This is a genomic window from Ruminiclostridium herbifermentans (genome assembly GCF_005473905.2).
Lineage (GTDB): Bacteria > Bacillota > Clostridia > Acetivibrionales > DSM-1351 > Ruminiclostridium > Ruminiclostridium herbifermentans.
The window spans coordinates 3,832,888-3,849,038 of the sequence record NZ_CP061336.1 but is presented as its reverse complement, the minus strand read 5'-3'; the positions used below and the strand labels follow the sequence as shown (position 1 = coordinate 3,849,038).

The following is a 16,151-nucleotide window of genomic DNA, read 5'->3' as shown; positions in this document are numbered from 1 at the left end:
AATTAATAGTAGTTTGTTACGTGTTTCTCACGTTATAGGGATAGAATATTATAATGTATTCGAAATTTGTAGTTTTTGAGTGGTATAGCGAACTGTTTCGTCTCGAATTGGCGAAGCAGTTTTTTTGTTTATCAGCGCTGAAAGACAATTTCCGTAAATTTCATATTGGAAATATAACTTAAAATAATATAAATATTACTAATTTAGTCAGCTTAATTTCTTATGTATTTTTGCTTTGACTTTAAAGATTAAAGGGTCAAAACTGAAGTGTAGAAGTTGAGGATGATAATTATATGGAGTATTTATTATTTGTAATGAATTTCTGAAAAAAGGATTCTGATATCAACACATTTAGTAAAAATTTAATACAAAGGTATTAGCATTTATAAAATCAATGGAGGGTGATTAAATTGAAAATACTTCTTATAGATAATTATGATTCTTTTACATTTAATGTTTATCAATATTTATTAGAACTTGGAAATGATGTTTATTGTGTAAGAAATGATGCTATATCACTGGAGAAAATACAAGAATTAAGCCCAGATGCAATATTCCTATCTCCAGGTCCAGGAACTCCAAGTGAAGCAGGTATATGCATAGATGTTATAAAAAGGTTCGCAGGGGATATATCAATTTTTGGAATTTGTTTGGGGCATCAGGCAATAGGTGAAGCATTTGGTGGAAAGATAATTCATGCCAATAGTTTATTTCACGGCAAAATGTCTAGGATTACTACTTTTGATAAAGGAATCATGAGCGAGTTTAAAGAAGGGTTTATAGCTACTAGGTATCATTCCTTAGTGGTGGATAGAGATACGTTACCAGAATGTTTTGACATAACCTGTGAGACTGAAGATGGTCAGATAATGGGAATTAAACATAAAAAATATAATATAGAGGGTGTACAATTTCATCCAGAATCCGTAATGACTGAGAAGGGCAAAGATATGCTCAAGACATATTTAGATAGAACAAGAAAGTATATACGAAATTTTGAAAATCTAAATGTTGGTGAGAATTTTTGCATAGAGAAAAAAGAAAAAGCCATTCAAGCTACTGCCTTTAAAGAGGTAATCCAATCTGCAGTAAAGTTAAAAACAGATCAAAATGCCTTTGAAATATTAAAAAAAATACAGTTTAGTTTTGGAGAAAAAAACAGTTGTATTTTAGATTCAGTTGATGGTCCTGTAGAAGACTGCGGAAGTAGTTACATCGGTGTATTTCCTAAATTTGAAATTATTATTAAAGATAAAAAAATGTTAATTGATTCAAAAAATGATGAGATTAAGAATCTGTTTATTAATAATTTTAGTGATATGTATGATTCGGCTAATAATGTTTTTTGCCTTGGGGATAAAAAGTTTTCAGATATATATCCTATTATAAAAAGTATGTTCAAAACAGTTAGAAAACATGATTTTAATTTAAATATTAGTCAAGGATTAATCGGATACTTTTCTTACGATTATTTTCGGTATATAGAGAAAGTTGAAAAGAAAAATATTGATGTTCTAAACTTGCCAGATGTACACTTGTGCTACTTTTCAACTATAATACATGTGCTGAAAGATTCCTCAGATTTAATAATTGTAAGTAATTATTTAGATGACGAGTGCTATGCTAATGAACAGAAATTATTAGATGTATTACCAAGCGAAATTATTTATCCTGATGAAATTCCCAGTGGAGATATTTTGAGTATAACTTCCAATATGAAAAAGGAAGATTTTATTGCAAAAGTTGAAAAAGCCAAAAAATATATCTATGAAGGAGATATATTCCAGGTACAAATTGGGAGAAGACTTTGTATTAATAAAAAAATAGAACCATTAAGACTCTACAAGAAACTTAGAGAGATGAATCCTTCTCCTTATATGTTCTATTGGAATGCTGGTGAATATCAAATAATAAGCAATAGTCCTGAACTACAGCTTAGGGTTGAAGACTTGAATGTCAAAATAAGACCAATAGCAGGCACTTCTAAGGGTAAGGGAGTAAATGAAGAAGAAAAGGAAAAACTGTTGAACGAGCTGGTAAATGATGCAAAAGAGCAGGCGGAACATATAATGTTGGTAGATCTGGCTAGAAATGATATTGGAAGAGTGGCTACGGCAGGGACAGTTAAAGTAAGCAAGTTGATGAGAGCAGAGGAATTCTCTCATGTATTCCACTTGATAAGCAATGTTGAAGGTAATATTTCAAAAGATTCAAATACAATGGAGTTATTTGAAAGTACTTTTCCAGCCGGAACATTATCTGGTGCACCGAAAGTACGTGCTTTAGAAATAATCGAAGAGTTAGAGGATGAACAAAGGGGACCATATGGGGGTGCATTTGGCATATTTGATTTCAATGGAAATGCTATTACTTCAATAATAATTAGATCAGTTTTGAGAAAGGGAGATAATTTATATTTACAAGCATCTGCAGGAATTGTAGCAGATTCTATTCCGGAATCTGAATGGAATGAAATAGAGCATAAAACTGCAGCAATTAAAGAAGCATTAGAGAAACTAGATGTTTAACAATTTACGAAAGGGTGGATAGATTATGCATATTATTAATGAAGAAAATCAAAAATTCTTGAATAGTTACAAAAAGGTAGTTAAAAAGTTTTTTGATGGAGAATTAGTTGATAATGAATTGGAAAACTATCAGAATCAGAAACTTAATGAAATTCTAGAATATGTGTACAATAATTCAAAATACTACAAGAATGCTTTAGAAGCCTATAAGAATAAATTCGGTAGTTATACGTTACAAACAATGAAGGAACTCCCATTTACAACAAAAGAAACTTTAAGGGATGCAGATATTGATATATTATCACAGCCAATACATAAAAATGCTTATTACTATGAAACAACAGGTACAACAGGGAAAGCTACACCTTGTCCAAGAAGTATGATAGATGTTATGTCTAGTAATATTACAATATCTCTTATGTACAAGCAGGTTTTCGAAAGTGTTTTTGGCGATGAAAAACCTGTAGTAGGAGTTTATGGACCAACAGAAATTCATTCATTTGGAGATACTTTGGGTAATGTATGCCATAATCTTGATCTATGCGCTGTTAAAGCATGGCCTTATTCACCTATAATAGGCTTTGAAAAGGCACTGGAACTGATAAAAAAATTAAACATTCAGGTAATTATGTGTACTCCTGGATTATCCATGACATTGTTAAAGGCTGCTAAGGTGCATGGATATGATATCAAAAAGGATTTTAATATCAAAATGTTTATGTTGACAGGAGAAATGTGTACTGAACCTATGATTAATAATATAGAAAAGTTATGGGGGGCTAAGGTATTCAATTTCTTATATGGTTCTCAAGAAGCATTGGTAATGGCTACATGCAATAAAAATGGGAAAATGAATATTTTCCCTCATAACTACATATATGAAGTAATTAATTATGAGACTGAAGAAGTAATAGGTCAGGAGGGTGAAGGAGAATTAGTAGTTACGATGCTTAATCCTGGTGGGAAGCCACTAATAAGATATAGAACTGGAGATATTGTTAAAATCGGCATCAATCCCAATGGACCAATACCTTCCCCAGAAATAGAAATATTGGGCAGAGTTAAGGACAGGATTTTGCTTGGTGGAGTTGAGTACAAAGCATCTGATATTGAAAAGGCAATAATGACTAATATAGCCAACTGTTTAGGCTACCAGATGATTATTGATAATCCTGATGGATTAGATCATGTTGAAATAAAAATAGAAATGCTTGAAAGAGAATATGAAAACTCTGGTATATTACAAGAGATTGAGAAAAGATTCAATGAGTATTTCAATATTAAGAATACAGTTTCATTTTCAGATGAATTGAATCCCGTTATATACACAGGTTCATTGGTCAGTTGGAAAGCAGCAAGGATAATAGATAAAAGGACAAAAAAGGCTGCTTATGATGATCTAGAAAGAATGTCAGCAAAGGATATAATCAGTAAAGAAGTTATTAAAACAAAATAAACTTCCGGGGGTGGCATATGGAATTGATTATGTCTCCATTTATAGAGCAATTTGAAAAGTTCAAATTTGAATTAAGACATAAAAGTAGTTTAAAGATAGTAACTCTTGGGCCAGTTGGGACAAGCAGTAATTGTGCAGCATTATTCCTAGTTGATGAATTATCTAAAGTTAACAGTGCTTGTAATTATAGTATTGATCTGAAGGATAATTTTAATGAAGTTTATGAACAACTGAGGTGTAATAAAACAGATTATGCACTAGTTCCGGCAGCTTATGAAAGAATTACGGATTTTTTCTGGTGCAAGGACTTTTCAAATGTTTTAAGTTTTATTTATGAAACACCCAAATATGGAATTATATCAAAAAATGATTATGTTTTTTCAAAGTCAATAGATGTAAAAATAGCTAGTTGTCCAGCGGTTGAGAAAATTGTAAATTTTATAGGCAAGGATATACAGGAAAACTATAATCTCGAGTTGGTAAGAACATTTTCTACTGCTCAAGCTGCTGAATTTGTAGCCAATGGAATAACAGATATAGGTGTGACCAACGAATCTTCTTATGAAATTTATAAGGGTAAAGGAATAAAGTTCATCACTCCCAGATATAGTGCAAAAATTCTATGGGTTATATTTAAAAATAATAAACTTGATTAATATTGAGGTGCTATATGTATTTATTTAATGATTTTCAAAATGAGATAAAAGAATCGATAGATGACTTTATTCTGAATGTCATAGAAAAGCAGAACAGTAATGATATAAATAAAAAAACATTTTTATATGAAGTTTTGGAACAGCTTGGAAGCCTTGGATATAAAGGACTTATGGTGTCAGAAGAGTTTGGCGGTGTTGGATTGGATGCGGTTTCCGCCTTGCTGATAATAAGCAGAATTGCATATTCAGATCCGTCATTGGCGCATGTACTTGAAACGATTAATTTCGGATTCTGCTATCCCATATATTTGCTTGGCACTCAAGAACAAAAGGAATTGTTCTTAAGTAATACTTTAAGAGAAAATTATATAGGTACACTTGCAGTCAATGAACCGGAAAAAGAAATAAAAACTATTGCACATAAAGATGGTGATTATTATATATTAAATGGAATAAAAAACATGATAACATGTGCAGGTACTGCCCAATATGCCCTTGTTAATGCTCTAGTTGACAATAATAATACATTCTTCATTGTAGATTTAAAGAATACCGATGGCATCGTAATAGGTAAGACAGAAGAAACTATGGGATTAGAGTCTATGGCTGTTTCAGAAATTTATCTAGAGGATGCTAAAGTACATAAAGATAATATCCTATTGGGTATTGGTAAAGGTCTTGAAGTAATTTTGAAAAGTATGGAGTTGATGAGAATCTGTAACAGTGCCGTTGCATTAGGGATTGCTCAAAGAGCCTTCAATGAAGCTGTTGAATATAGTAAAGTCAGAATTATTAATGGGCAGCCTTTATTTGAAATGCAATCGGTAAAATATGATTTAGCAGAAATAAAAGCAAATTTAGAGATGATGGAAACATTGGTATATTACACTGGAAACATATACAGCGAAAATGTTGAGGGTAAGATACTGCATTCTTCAATATCAAAACTAATTGTTACTGAAAAAGCAAAAGAGATATGCGATAAATGCCTGCAATATTTTGGTGGATATGGGTATGTAAAAGGAGTGAAAGTTGAAAAGCTTTATAGGGATATAAGAATAATGACTATTTTAGGTGGTGTTTCAGAGGTAATGAAGTGGTCTATCTCAAGATTTATATAGATAGGAGTGAACTTATATGATTAGGGAAGTTTCAGATGAGAAAATTGTTAAAGAAGGTTTTTATCAAGCGTTTTATAAGGAAGAAAATTTTGAAATATTACTGTCAAAAATAAATAAAGGTGTACTGTTGGATGCACATAAACATGAACATGAGCAATTTGGATTTTGTTTTTGGGGTAAATTCAACTTCATAGTAGAAAACACATCATATGATATAGAGAAGAACACATCCTATCTAATTGATAAGAATTTAGAACATAGTGCCAACTCAGATGAAGATTTTTTCGCATTAGATTTTAAGTACATTGATAAGGATAAAGTAAAGATATCTCCATTAAGCAGTATTATTTCTGGAAAAAAAATAAAGATAAACGATGTAACTCTAGGCAAACATAAGTTGTTCAGGGTTATGAGCCAAGAAGAAGCTGCGTCTATAACAATAGATAAGTCATCAAATTTTGATTTTTTTCTTGTAACAGAAAAACAAATTGCTATATGGAATGCAGGAAAGGAAATAAATCTTTACCCAATGAAAATTTATAAACTTGAAGGCTGTACCAATGAAGATTTTGATTTGAGGATAAATAATCCAGATGAAGAGATGCTAATAATACAAATAAGCAGGAGGGAGACTTAATTATGACTTTCAGTGGTGGAGAACTACTGGTGCAGGCAATTAAAGAGCAAGGAATAGATGTTGCATTTGGACTAGTTGGAAATCAAATATCACCAATATTAGTTCATATGAAAAAATATGGTTTGAAATTTATCGGTGTACGACACGAACAGGCCGCTGTACATATGGCTGACGGATGGGCACAGATCAAAAGACAGTGCGGGATAGCTATGGTTTCTGGCGGACCAGGATTTAGTAACTCGATAAACGGTATAGTTAAAGCATATATGGCTGAAACACCGATTCTGATTATAGTAGGTAGCGTTGTTACTGAGCAAAAAGATAAAGGTGCACTTCAGGACATGGATCAGTTATCAATGGTCAGACAATACTGTAAATGGTGTGCAACGGTGCATGATACAAAAAGAATAAAAGAGTATATAGCAAGAGGAATTGAGGTTGCATACAAAGGTAGGCGTGGCCCTGTGGTACTTGAAATACCAATAAGCATACTAAGAAGAGAGATTGAGTCGCCGGAAAGCATTCAGTGTATTAGAAATTATGAAAATTACTTAGTAAATTATGTTCCGAGTGAAGCATTTGCTGAAGTTGTAGATGTTTTAGCAAATGCAGACAAACCTATTGTTTTGGTTGGGGACGAGGCATACTATTCTAAAGCCGAGGTTTTATTGAATGAATTTGTCGAGATTGCAAAAATACCTGTTTTTACAATAAATAAAGCTAGAGGATTGATATCAGATGACAAAAGCTATTGTTATGGTTTAGGCCGTGTTCTTGAAGCAGGACCGCAAATTTATGCACTTTCACAAGCTGATACGATACTTTGTATTGGTGTCAATAAGGATTATCAGATGTCAAGCTTTGATAAACCAGTGTTTAATGAAAACCAAACATTCATTTTTATCACAGAAAGTAATGATAAGTATACCTATATTAATTGCAAAAAGTTCTTAGAGATAGTGGGAAGTATTAATGTATGTTTAAAGGGGTTAATAGATGCTTATAAAGAAAAAAATATAGCTATGAACAAAAGTCAGTGGGTTAAAGTATTAGACGAAAATACAGAGAAGTTCTGGACAGAACTGTATAAAGAGAATTATAGTGAGACAAGCTTGATTAATCCTATGAAACTAATACAAGGTATACAGGCAGAAATAGAGAAAGATACTATAATAGTATTAGATGGATCTAATGCTATGTTCTGGGGTAGTCTACTCTTTAAAGCAACGGAAATAGGACAGATAATAATAGCACCTGATGGTACACATGGGTCTATGGGATGCGGACTTCCTTTAGCATTAGGTGCAAAAGTAGCAGCACCTGAAAAGAGAGTACTTTTATATACAGGCGATGGTTCAATAGGATTTAATATGATGGAAATAGATACTTCGATTAAATATGAAATACCAATAACTATTGTAATACATAATGATGCTGCATGGGGATTGTGCAAAACAACTCAAGAAGTTTTGTATAATGATGTATATGCTGCTGATATTGGGATGGTATATTATGACAAGGTGACGGAAGCTTTAGGTGGACATGGATTTTTGCTGGAAAAACAAGAAGATATGCTGGAAATACTTAATAAGGCTATGAAGCTAGAGAAGACTGTATGTATAAATGCTATGGTCGATAAGAACTCTTATAGTCCGGGACTTAAATGGTTTAATGAAGTATTGAGGTCTATGAAATAAAATATAGTTGAGGGTTGGGTTAAAATGAATATTGTGGTATGTGTAAAAGCAGTGGTTAATAATAGGCAAATGAGTTCTCAAAGCCTATATAAGTTACCAGGTATATTTATTAATCCTTACGATATTAAGGCAGTTCATACAGCACTTAATTTAAAGGAAAAGCATGGTGGCAGAGTTACTGTGATCTCAATGGCACCATTGGCAGCTAAGAATGTATTAAAAAAGGCAAAATATCTGGGAGTTGATGAGGTAATACTGCTTAGTGACAATGCTTTTGCTGGTTCAGATACTTATGCTACAGCTAAAATAATATCTCATGCTTTAAACAAAAACTTGATATATGATTTAATAATTTGCGGAGAAAAAACTTTAGATGGTGAGACTGGCCAGGTAGGAGGTTCTATTGCTGCAAGTCTCAATCTTCCATATATTCCATATGTTAAAATGATTAAGGATATAAGTAGTAAAAATATAACAGTTATCAAAAAATCAGATTATGGAGATGTTGTACTGGAGGCTCAACTTCCAGTGGTTATTACTGTTAAAAAAGATATTTGTGAACCTAAGTACATATCATTGAGGGAATTGGTAAAATATAAGGACTATGAACCCAAAGTATGGAATAATAAGGATTTAAGTCTTGAAATAGATAGCATAGGGTTATATGGTTCTCCAACACAAGTTGTGGCTACATATAAACCAGTTTATTCATCTAAATGCCAATTCATTACTGAAAGAGAAATCATAGAAATACTTAAATAGGCAAATTAACATAATTTATGTCAGAGAGGTTAAGTATGAGTTTAAATAATTATAAGGATGTTTTTGTATTTATAGAATACCATAATGGCGTGATAAATGAAGATACATATAGGCTTCTAAGTGTTGGAAAAGAATTGGCAATAGCGTCTAAAGAACGACTATGTGCAGTTGTTATACACAATAACCTTAAAGATGAGGATGCACACAGTTTAATTAAATATGGTAGTGACATCGTATATGTTCTTGAGAATAACTTGAGTTTGTTTCAAGAAGATCTACTTGTAGATATGTTAACGGATTTCTGCAAGGATTATAGGCCTAATGTTTTTTTATTTACCGGAAGTTTATTGGGAAAATCAATTGCACCTCAGATTTCTTATAATTTGAAGACTGGCCTTACAGCCGATTGTACGGATTTAAAAATGGATAGTAACGATGTAAAAATACTAATTCAAAAGAGACCTGCTTTCGAAGGAAACCTATATGCAGAAATTAAATGTCAGAATACAAGACCTCAGATGGCAACTGTTAAAAGGGGCATAGCAAAAGAACAAAAAAGGGATGAAAAAAGAATTGGCGATATTATCAGGTTAAGAAGAGAAGGAACTGATAAGTCTTTACTAAGGATTATTGATGTTTTGAATACAGAAAACCTAAATTGTAATTCTATAGAAAAATCAAGTATAGTTATAGGTATTGGAAGAGGTGTAAAAGAGAAGAAGGTATATCTTATTATAAAGGAACTTGCAAAACTGCTAAATGCTGAAATAGGATTTACGAGGCCTGCATCGGAAAACGATTGGGCTGATAAAAACAATTTAATCGGACAAACTGGGATAAGCCTGAACTGTAATGTATATTTGGCTTTCGGAATATCTGGAGCGCTTCAGCATGTTTCTGGGATACTGAATTGCAACACTATAATAGCAGTTAATAATGATAAAAATGCGGGAATATTTAATTATGCAACTTATGGTATTGTTGGAGATAATGAAAGTGTTGCTAAGAATTTAATAAGCATTATAAAAAAACTAACTAATAGATATGGGCATTTCTGCTGTTGACAAACGGGCAATATCATCAATAACGACAATAATCTCAACAAGATTTATGGGTATATAGAATAAAATGATGACACTGAGATTGTGAGGAAGAATGGAAAGGAAATTATGCTTTTGTAAATGGTACCATAAATGGCTTGATAACATACATGAGCTTCGAGACTTTTAGTATATAATACTAATTGGCTTTAAGCTTTATTTTTTATTCTTGTAGAAAAGCTTAGAACGTAAAATATTTGTTAGGATTAAGACTATAGAATTGTTTTCAAGCTAGTTTTGTTTTTATATCATTACTATCATGATAGGGTGTAAATATTATTTAAAGTTATAATGTAATTAAAAATAGGTGTTGCATTTGATTTTTAATGGGCATTTATGAACATTGAAAAATTTAATGGACACACAGAAATAAATAATGAAATTCTTAAATATGAGCAGATACGAATTGAAATAATTATTAGAATTTAGCCACAGGTGCAATAATTTTCGCTTTTGTATTGTATATTATTGTATTGATAATATATAAATTGGAAAACAAGATAAATAGGGGGATATGATAATATGCAGAATACAAATCATCATGGTTAAGATGACAGATTACAAGTACGATTTACACAATTCGTGGTATAAAATACATAATTGTTATGTAGATTGATAAAATAAGTTATAATACATAAATAAGCAATATTATACATATAAACATAAATAATGTACGTTAGTATAATAAAATTGTTGCTTACACTAAAGAAAATATGGTGTATCTAGATTATGATTATTTTATCAAACTATGAACTAGACCCAATTTCAGCTCAACTCTTTTATGTCAGAGGAAAAGAATATGTATCTTGTCCAAGCTGCGGATACGGACTCAGAGTAGTTGGTAGTCGTAAGAGAAAATACATTAACAAAGATGGAGATAAAATTACTTTAGTTATTAGAAGACTCAAGTGCAGTAACTGTAAAAGAATACATCACGAATTACCTGATATTTTAATACCGTATAAGCGCTATGAAAGTTGTAATATAGAAAATGTTCTTACAGATTTGAAGAACAGTACAGTTGCAGCAGAAGAATCAACTTTCTATCGTTGGAAGAAATGGTATGAATATTTATCTATTAGAATACTAAATTATTTTGTGTCAATTTTATCAAGATTAGGAAAGAAATATATTATATTTGTTAACATAAATCTAATGACATATCTTAAGAAATATCCCAAGTGGTTATCTAGAATTGTTACTCAATTAGTAAATTTTAATCTTTGGTGACATACCCGTACTGCATTTTCATTATACTGGATAGGTTGTAGACTTAAGTAAAAATAACATTTTAGGAGTATACAGTATGAATGATATTAAAAAAGTAAGGACAAATAAGAAAATAGAAGCAATTATCATAAACAAGGATAGCCTAGGAGTGGAAAAGCTTTCTAATATTTTAGAAAAATATGAAGAATTAGAGGTCGCGGGTATAATTAATCCTATTAAACAATGTGAACCATGCCATGCTTTTAGAAGAGTGTCAATATCATATGGAAAGAACTTTGTTATATTAGACCCATCAGACATTTTTTATTTAGCAGCTAAAGATAGAAAAGTATCTGTTGTTACAAAAACAGAGAGATATCTGAGCAGCTATTCTTTAAATTACTGGGAGGGAAAGCTTAAGAATTTGTTTTTCTTTAGATGTCATAACAGCTATTTGGTTAACATGGAAAAAATAAAGGAGGTAATGCCATTCTTCGACAATACATGCTTTATTACTTTCGAAGGATTAACGGATAAGGTGTCTGTAAGTAGAAGCCGCATCAAGGAGTTTCGTAAATTTTTAGGAATATAATTGGTTCTTCATATTAATATACATAAAAGCATAATAAAGTACTTTTATTATGCTTAATATGAATGAATTTTGAATTATATGAATTTTATACCTTTATAATTGAATAGTAACCATAAAATACTGAAAAAGGAAATGAAAAAGTATTCTATGAAATATTTTATCGTTATAATTTAGCTATAATAAATCAGCCACATTCATGGTAGGAAATCGTAGTAACATACGATATTTTGACCTATGAAATAAGTTCTTAAATATATAAGATAAGCACATGTTTTGTTGTTAATCGCTGCTGTGTCACGTTAACAATAAACTTGGAATATACAGTGAAGATTATCATAGCTTATTAATAAAAATAAGTGAACGGGCGAAGCTATGCAATTAGCAGAAATGATATTTAGGGGATGTGGAATATGTATTGGTATGTACTTTTTGTCCATACAGGCCGAGAATTTAGAGTAGAGCAGTTGATTAAAAAGCGGTTAGATTCTGAAAAGTTTAGGCCATTTGTACCATTACATGAGAAGATAATTAAAATATCAGGAATTGTTAAAAAAGAAGTATCTCCGTTATTCCCTAGCTATGTTTTTATTGAATCTGAAGTACCAAGCCAAGAATTTATAGAAAAAGTAAGTCCATTAATACATAATTCACTTGATATAGTTCATTTATTGAAATATTCAGATTCAGAGATTGCTATTAGGGAAGCTGAAAGGAAAAAATTATTAAGTCTATATAATGATAATTATTGTATTGAATCATCAAAGGCTATTATAGAAGGGGATAAAATATATATAACCGACGGACCTCTTATAGGACAGGAGAGTATAATAAAAAGGGTGGATAGGCATAAAAGGCGAGCCTGGATTGAGATAGATTTGATGGGTGATACAAAGTTAATAAATGTTGCTATTGAAATTGTTAAGAAAAGCAGTCAAGAGATTTCGTTGGCATATAAGTAACTAAAATTCATATATCAAAAATTAAACGGTTTATTTTTCAGTGGGCTATCCTATGTGAGTAATGCTGAAATGAAGTCACAGTCCAGACATGCTCCAATTTTCCGTATGTATGCCTATGGACTAGCTTTTAACTATTTTTACTGTGCAAAACTTTAAAAAGCTGATTGAAAAATATTTACTATAATAATATAGAGGGGATAATGAAATGAAAAATCTAGACTGCTTATTAATAGGGTATACAGGTAATAATCTAGAGTTAGAAAAAAGTAGAATACTTGCAGTATCCCAAAAACCACTAAATATTGAGAACCCATTTAATCTTGCAATAGCATATTTAGGAACACTTCTTGATAAGCTAAACATTTCATTTCAATATATTGTTTCATTCGAAGATGATCAAAAAGAACTTATTAAAAAAATGCAATCACATAAATTTAAAGCAATAGCTATTTCAACGACATTTTGCATAAATATAGATTGTGTTCGAAATATGGTGAAAATCATACGTAATATTGATTCAAATGTGAAAATTATAATAGGTGGTTATTTTATTGCTGCACGTATAAAACAATTAGATGAACTAGAGAGAAAAATTCTATTCAAAAAGATTGGTGCAGATATCTATATAAACAGCTTTTATGGCGAGAGCACACTTGGTGAAATTATTCTAGCATTAAAATCGGGTGGTGACTTAAATAAAATAGATAATATTTACTATAAAGATAAAAATAAATATCATACAAAAGAAGCAATATCCGATGAATATAATATCAAAAACTATAATATAAACTGGAGTTTGTTTGAGGATAAATTGGGTACTTATGTCCCCATAAGAACAAGTGTATCATGCCCGTTTAGTTGTAATTTCTGTATTTACTCTCAAAATACTGGTAAACATCGACAACTCGATATACTTCAAGTTGAGGATGAACTTAAGCAGCTAAAAAGAATAGGAAAGACAAAAATTATTAATTTTACTGACTCCACATTTAATGTTCCAATGAATCGGTATAAAGAACTGCTAAGGATGTTGATAAGGAATAAATTTGAATTTAAATGGCATTCTTTTGCTCGATGCCAGTATTTAGATGAAGAAGCAGTATCACTTATGAAGGAAAGTGGTTGTCAGGCAGTTCATTTAGGATTTGAGTCTGGAAATCAAGAAATGCTAAATGTTATGAATAAATCTGCCAAGATCCAAGATTATATTAGAGGACATAGTCTTCTTAAAAAATACAATATAATGACAACAGGTCTCTTTTTTATTGGATTTCCTGGAGAAACACTATCTACAGTTAAAGATACTGTTAACTTTATTAATAACATACGTCCTGACTATTATTTTATACAACCTTGGATATACGATCATTCAACATCTATTGCAAATCAAGCTGAAAAATATGAACTAAAGGGTTCAATGTATAATTGGTCTCATAAAACTATGAATTCAGAATTAGCTATAAAGCTTGCTGCTCAACTGCCAAAAATAATTAAATCATCTACTATGCGCAATATGGATACTACCTATTTCTATCAATTGCTAAATGCTGGATTTACTGCTAATGAGCTAAAGGAGATAGAAGAAAAACTAAACGAAATAAAATATAAAGATATAATTGTTGACGAAGATATATTGAATTACTTTAAGTAATCAAATTTTGGAGGTGAATTAAATACGGATAATCAAAGAATTGTATTAATATCTATTATGCAAAAGAACTATTTTAATCTTGGAGTTTCTCAACTAGCAGGTTATCTGCGTCGTCAAGGTATACAAACCGACTTGCTTTTTTTCGATAGCGACCAAAGCGATGATTATATATTTTCACATGCTTTTCATGAATACACTCATTATGGCTTCTCAATAAATCAAGAAAATTTAATTCAGGCAATGCGCATTGCGGAGAGGATTAAATATCATGACAAAGCTGCAAAAATAATCTTTGGAGGACCATTTGCTTCTATATATTTTGAAGAGATTGCTGAGAATTGCTCATTTGTTGATTATATAATACTAGGTGATGGTGAGATTCCCATGGAATATCTTTTGTCAGGTAAGCCATTAAGCGGGTATCCTTATATATACACACCAGGAAATACATCGGCTAGTCATAAGCTGTATAGAAATAATAAAATTGACTGGGAATTCGCTGAAGATTACTATTATTCAAAAAATGGTGATGGTAATATACACTGTATGCTTACAAAGAATAATATTTGCACGGGACACTGTACGTTTTGTACCGAGAGAAGATCTAGTCATATTGAATACAGAGAAATTGATAAAATTGTTTCTGAGATTGTCAGGCTTAATGACTTATATAATACTTCATATTTCTTCTTTGTTGACGATGACCTTTTTGACCCAGGTGATCAGTTTGCAAAACAGAGAATATACGAGTTATGTGAAAAAATCATTGAGTTAAAGAGAAATCTTCACTTTTATTGTTATGCTAAAGCCACGACTTTCAAAGATACCGAAAGCGATAATGCACTTCTTGATATTATGTATAAGGCAGGATTTGATACTGTATTCTTAGGAGTAGAAGCAGCCAATGAACAAGATTTAACTCTGTATAACAAGACAAACTGTGTTAATGATAATTATCTCTCCATGAAGTTGCTGAATGATCATTTTATATATCCGACTATTGGATTTATATGCTTTAATCCATTTTCAACATTAAATACTATAAAAGAAAATTTCCAATTTCTTATTAAATCGAAAGTACATGAACTCAGGCATTATATAAAAGCATTTCTGGAAATATATAAAGGCAGTTCATTATATAACTTGGCAAAAAAACAAAATGCACTTGGAGAAGATTACAATTATTTGAATTTAGACAAATATAAATACATATCAGAAGATTCAGAAAGGCTAACATCCATTGTAAACTTCCTAAATGAAAAGTTTACTAGTAATGAAATGTTTAACACATTCGATGATGGCTGGGCTCAGTTTTCGGTGTATTATTATGGTGTACTCCGATATAATAAAAGCTTAATAGGCTTTAGAGAAGAATATGACATTTTAGAGCAGCAGTATTTTGATATCATATATTGGTATTTTGGTAAACTGTACATCGATAATGATATTGAGTTTTGTAGAAATAATTATGATTTATTTATAAAGAATTTAAACGAAAATATTAAAAAGATGCATAGACTGAAATCTCGAATCGCAAAAAAAGATATTAAAGATAGAATATCGAACGCAAATGTCTAAAGTCTTCGACTTATAGATTAGACCTAGAATATAGAAAATGATATGTAAAATGAAATTATACTGTTGCCACGTGATATGAGGGCAGAGATATCCTTTTCTTCCACTCTAAGGTATGATATAATCCAATTTGGAGATTATATGCAGATAATAATTGGAGTTGGACTAATTATTTGCGTTGAACTAATTATGGTAAGATATTGATTAA

Annotated in this window: 13 protein-coding genes and 1 other annotated feature (1 of these 14 running past the window's edge); all 13 genes read left to right on the top strand. The window is 31.0% G+C overall.

All coding sequences use genetic code 11. From position 1 onward, the window contains the following. Nucleotides 1-108, top strand: a binding site (T-box leader) (it extends 114 nt beyond the left edge of the window). 302 nt (nucleotides 109-410) lie between these two features. The 13 genes from EHE19_RS15410 (at nucleotide 411) to EHE19_RS15350 (ending at nucleotide 15,946) form a co-directional block, all read left to right on the top strand. After that, entirely contained in the window at nucleotides 411-2,528 is a 2,118-nt protein-coding gene (locus EHE19_RS15410) for a chorismate-binding protein (RefSeq protein WP_171003537.1), read from the top strand. Nucleotides 2,529-2,553: 25 nt separating this feature from the next. Beyond that, nucleotides 2,554-3,984: a phenylacetate--CoA ligase family protein gene (locus EHE19_RS15405; RefSeq protein WP_137696997.1), complete on the top strand. Its 1,431-nt coding sequence runs from the start codon at nucleotides 2,554-2,556 to the stop codon at nucleotides 3,982-3,984. Between the two features lie 17 nt (nucleotides 3,985-4,001). Then, the gene (locus EHE19_RS15400) at nucleotides 4,002-4,640 is read left to right on the top strand and encodes a type 2 periplasmic-binding domain-containing protein (protein WP_137696996.1); all 639 of its coding nucleotides are present in this window, start codon (nucleotides 4,002-4,004) and stop codon (nucleotides 4,638-4,640) included. Nucleotides 4,641-4,654: 14 nt separating this feature from the next. Further along, nucleotides 4,655-5,761, top strand: a complete 1,107-nt coding sequence (locus tag EHE19_RS15395; RefSeq protein WP_137696995.1) for an acyl-CoA dehydrogenase family protein — start codon at nucleotides 4,655-4,657, stop codon at nucleotides 5,759-5,761. A gap of 16 nt (nucleotides 5,762-5,777) precedes the next feature. Then, complete coding sequence (locus EHE19_RS15390; RefSeq protein ID WP_137696994.1) at nucleotides 5,778-6,398, top strand: cupin domain-containing protein; 621 nt, start codon at nucleotides 5,778-5,780, stop codon at nucleotides 6,396-6,398. Nucleotides 6,399-6,400: 2 nt separating this feature from the next. Beyond that, nucleotides 6,401-8,095: a thiamine pyrophosphate-binding protein gene (locus tag EHE19_RS15385; protein WP_137696993.1), complete on the top strand. Its 1,695-nt coding sequence runs from the start codon at nucleotides 6,401-6,403 to the stop codon at nucleotides 8,093-8,095. 24 nt (nucleotides 8,096-8,119) lie between these two features. Beyond that, complete coding sequence (locus EHE19_RS15380; RefSeq protein WP_137696992.1) at nucleotides 8,120-8,857, top strand: electron transfer flavoprotein subunit beta/FixA family protein; 738 nt, start codon at nucleotides 8,120-8,122, stop codon at nucleotides 8,855-8,857. 35 nt (nucleotides 8,858-8,892) lie between these two features. Beyond that, nucleotides 8,893-9,921, top strand: a complete 1,029-nt coding sequence (locus EHE19_RS15375; protein ID WP_171003536.1) for an electron transfer flavoprotein subunit alpha/FixB family protein — start codon at nucleotides 8,893-8,895, stop codon at nucleotides 9,919-9,921. A gap of 765 nt (nucleotides 9,922-10,686) precedes the next feature. Further along, entirely contained in the window at nucleotides 10,687-11,187 is a 501-nt protein-coding gene (locus tag EHE19_RS15370; protein ID WP_137696990.1) for a DUF6431 domain-containing protein, read from the top strand. 76 nt (nucleotides 11,188-11,263) lie between these two features. Then, on the top strand, nucleotides 11,264-11,758 hold the full coding sequence (locus tag EHE19_RS15365; RefSeq protein ID WP_137696989.1) for a LytTR family DNA-binding domain-containing protein: 495 nt from the start codon (nucleotides 11,264-11,266) through the stop codon (nucleotides 11,756-11,758). Nucleotides 11,759-12,168: 410 nt separating this feature from the next. Continuing rightward, nucleotides 12,169-12,717, top strand: coding sequence for an antiterminator LoaP (gene loaP, locus EHE19_RS15360; protein WP_137696988.1), 549 nt, complete (start codon nucleotides 12,169-12,171; stop codon nucleotides 12,715-12,717). Between the two features lie 205 nt (nucleotides 12,718-12,922). Then, the gene (locus EHE19_RS15355) at nucleotides 12,923-14,368 is read left to right on the top strand and encodes a B12-binding domain-containing radical SAM protein (RefSeq protein ID WP_137696987.1); all 1,446 of its coding nucleotides are present in this window, start codon (nucleotides 12,923-12,925) and stop codon (nucleotides 14,366-14,368) included. Between the two features lie 57 nt (nucleotides 14,369-14,425). Then, complete coding sequence (locus EHE19_RS15350) at nucleotides 14,426-15,946, top strand: B12-binding domain-containing radical SAM protein (RefSeq protein ID WP_137696986.1); 1,521 nt, start codon at nucleotides 14,426-14,428, stop codon at nucleotides 15,944-15,946. The last annotated feature ends 205 nt before the right edge of the window (nucleotides 15,947-16,151 follow it).

Excerpts from the sequence above, each read along its gene's own strand:
- EHE19_RS15355 (WP_137696987.1), top strand. The coding sequence starts at position 12,923 with ATGAAAAATCTAGACTGCTTATTAATAGGGTATACAGGTAATAATCTA.
- EHE19_RS15375 (WP_171003536.1), top strand. The coding sequence starts at position 8,893 with ATGAGTTTAAATAATTATAAGGATGTTTTTGTATTTATAGAATACCAT.
- EHE19_RS15390 (WP_137696994.1), top strand. The coding sequence starts at position 5,778 with ATGATTAGGGAAGTTTCAGATGAGAAAATTGTTAAAGAAGGTTTTTAT.
- EHE19_RS15385 (WP_137696993.1), top strand. The coding sequence starts at position 6,401 with ATGACTTTCAGTGGTGGAGAACTACTGGTGCAGGCAATTAAAGAGCAA.
- EHE19_RS15400 (WP_137696996.1), top strand. The coding sequence starts at position 4,002 with ATGGAATTGATTATGTCTCCATTTATAGAGCAATTTGAAAAGTTCAAA.
- loaP (WP_137696988.1), top strand. The coding sequence starts at position 12,169 with ATGTATTGGTATGTACTTTTTGTCCATACAGGCCGAGAATTTAGAGTA.
- EHE19_RS15350 (WP_137696986.1), top strand. The coding sequence starts at position 14,426 with ATGCAAAAGAACTATTTTAATCTTGGAGTTTCTCAACTAGCAGGTTAT.
- EHE19_RS15405 (WP_137696997.1), top strand. The coding sequence starts at position 2,554 with ATGCATATTATTAATGAAGAAAATCAAAAATTCTTGAATAGTTACAAA.
- EHE19_RS15395 (WP_137696995.1), top strand. The coding sequence starts at position 4,655 with ATGTATTTATTTAATGATTTTCAAAATGAGATAAAAGAATCGATAGAT.
- EHE19_RS15370 (WP_137696990.1), top strand. The coding sequence starts at position 10,687 with ATGATTATTTTATCAAACTATGAACTAGACCCAATTTCAGCTCAACTC.
- EHE19_RS15365 (WP_137696989.1), top strand. The coding sequence starts at position 11,264 with ATGAATGATATTAAAAAAGTAAGGACAAATAAGAAAATAGAAGCAATT.
- EHE19_RS15380 (WP_137696992.1), top strand. The coding sequence starts at position 8,120 with ATGAATATTGTGGTATGTGTAAAAGCAGTGGTTAATAATAGGCAAATG.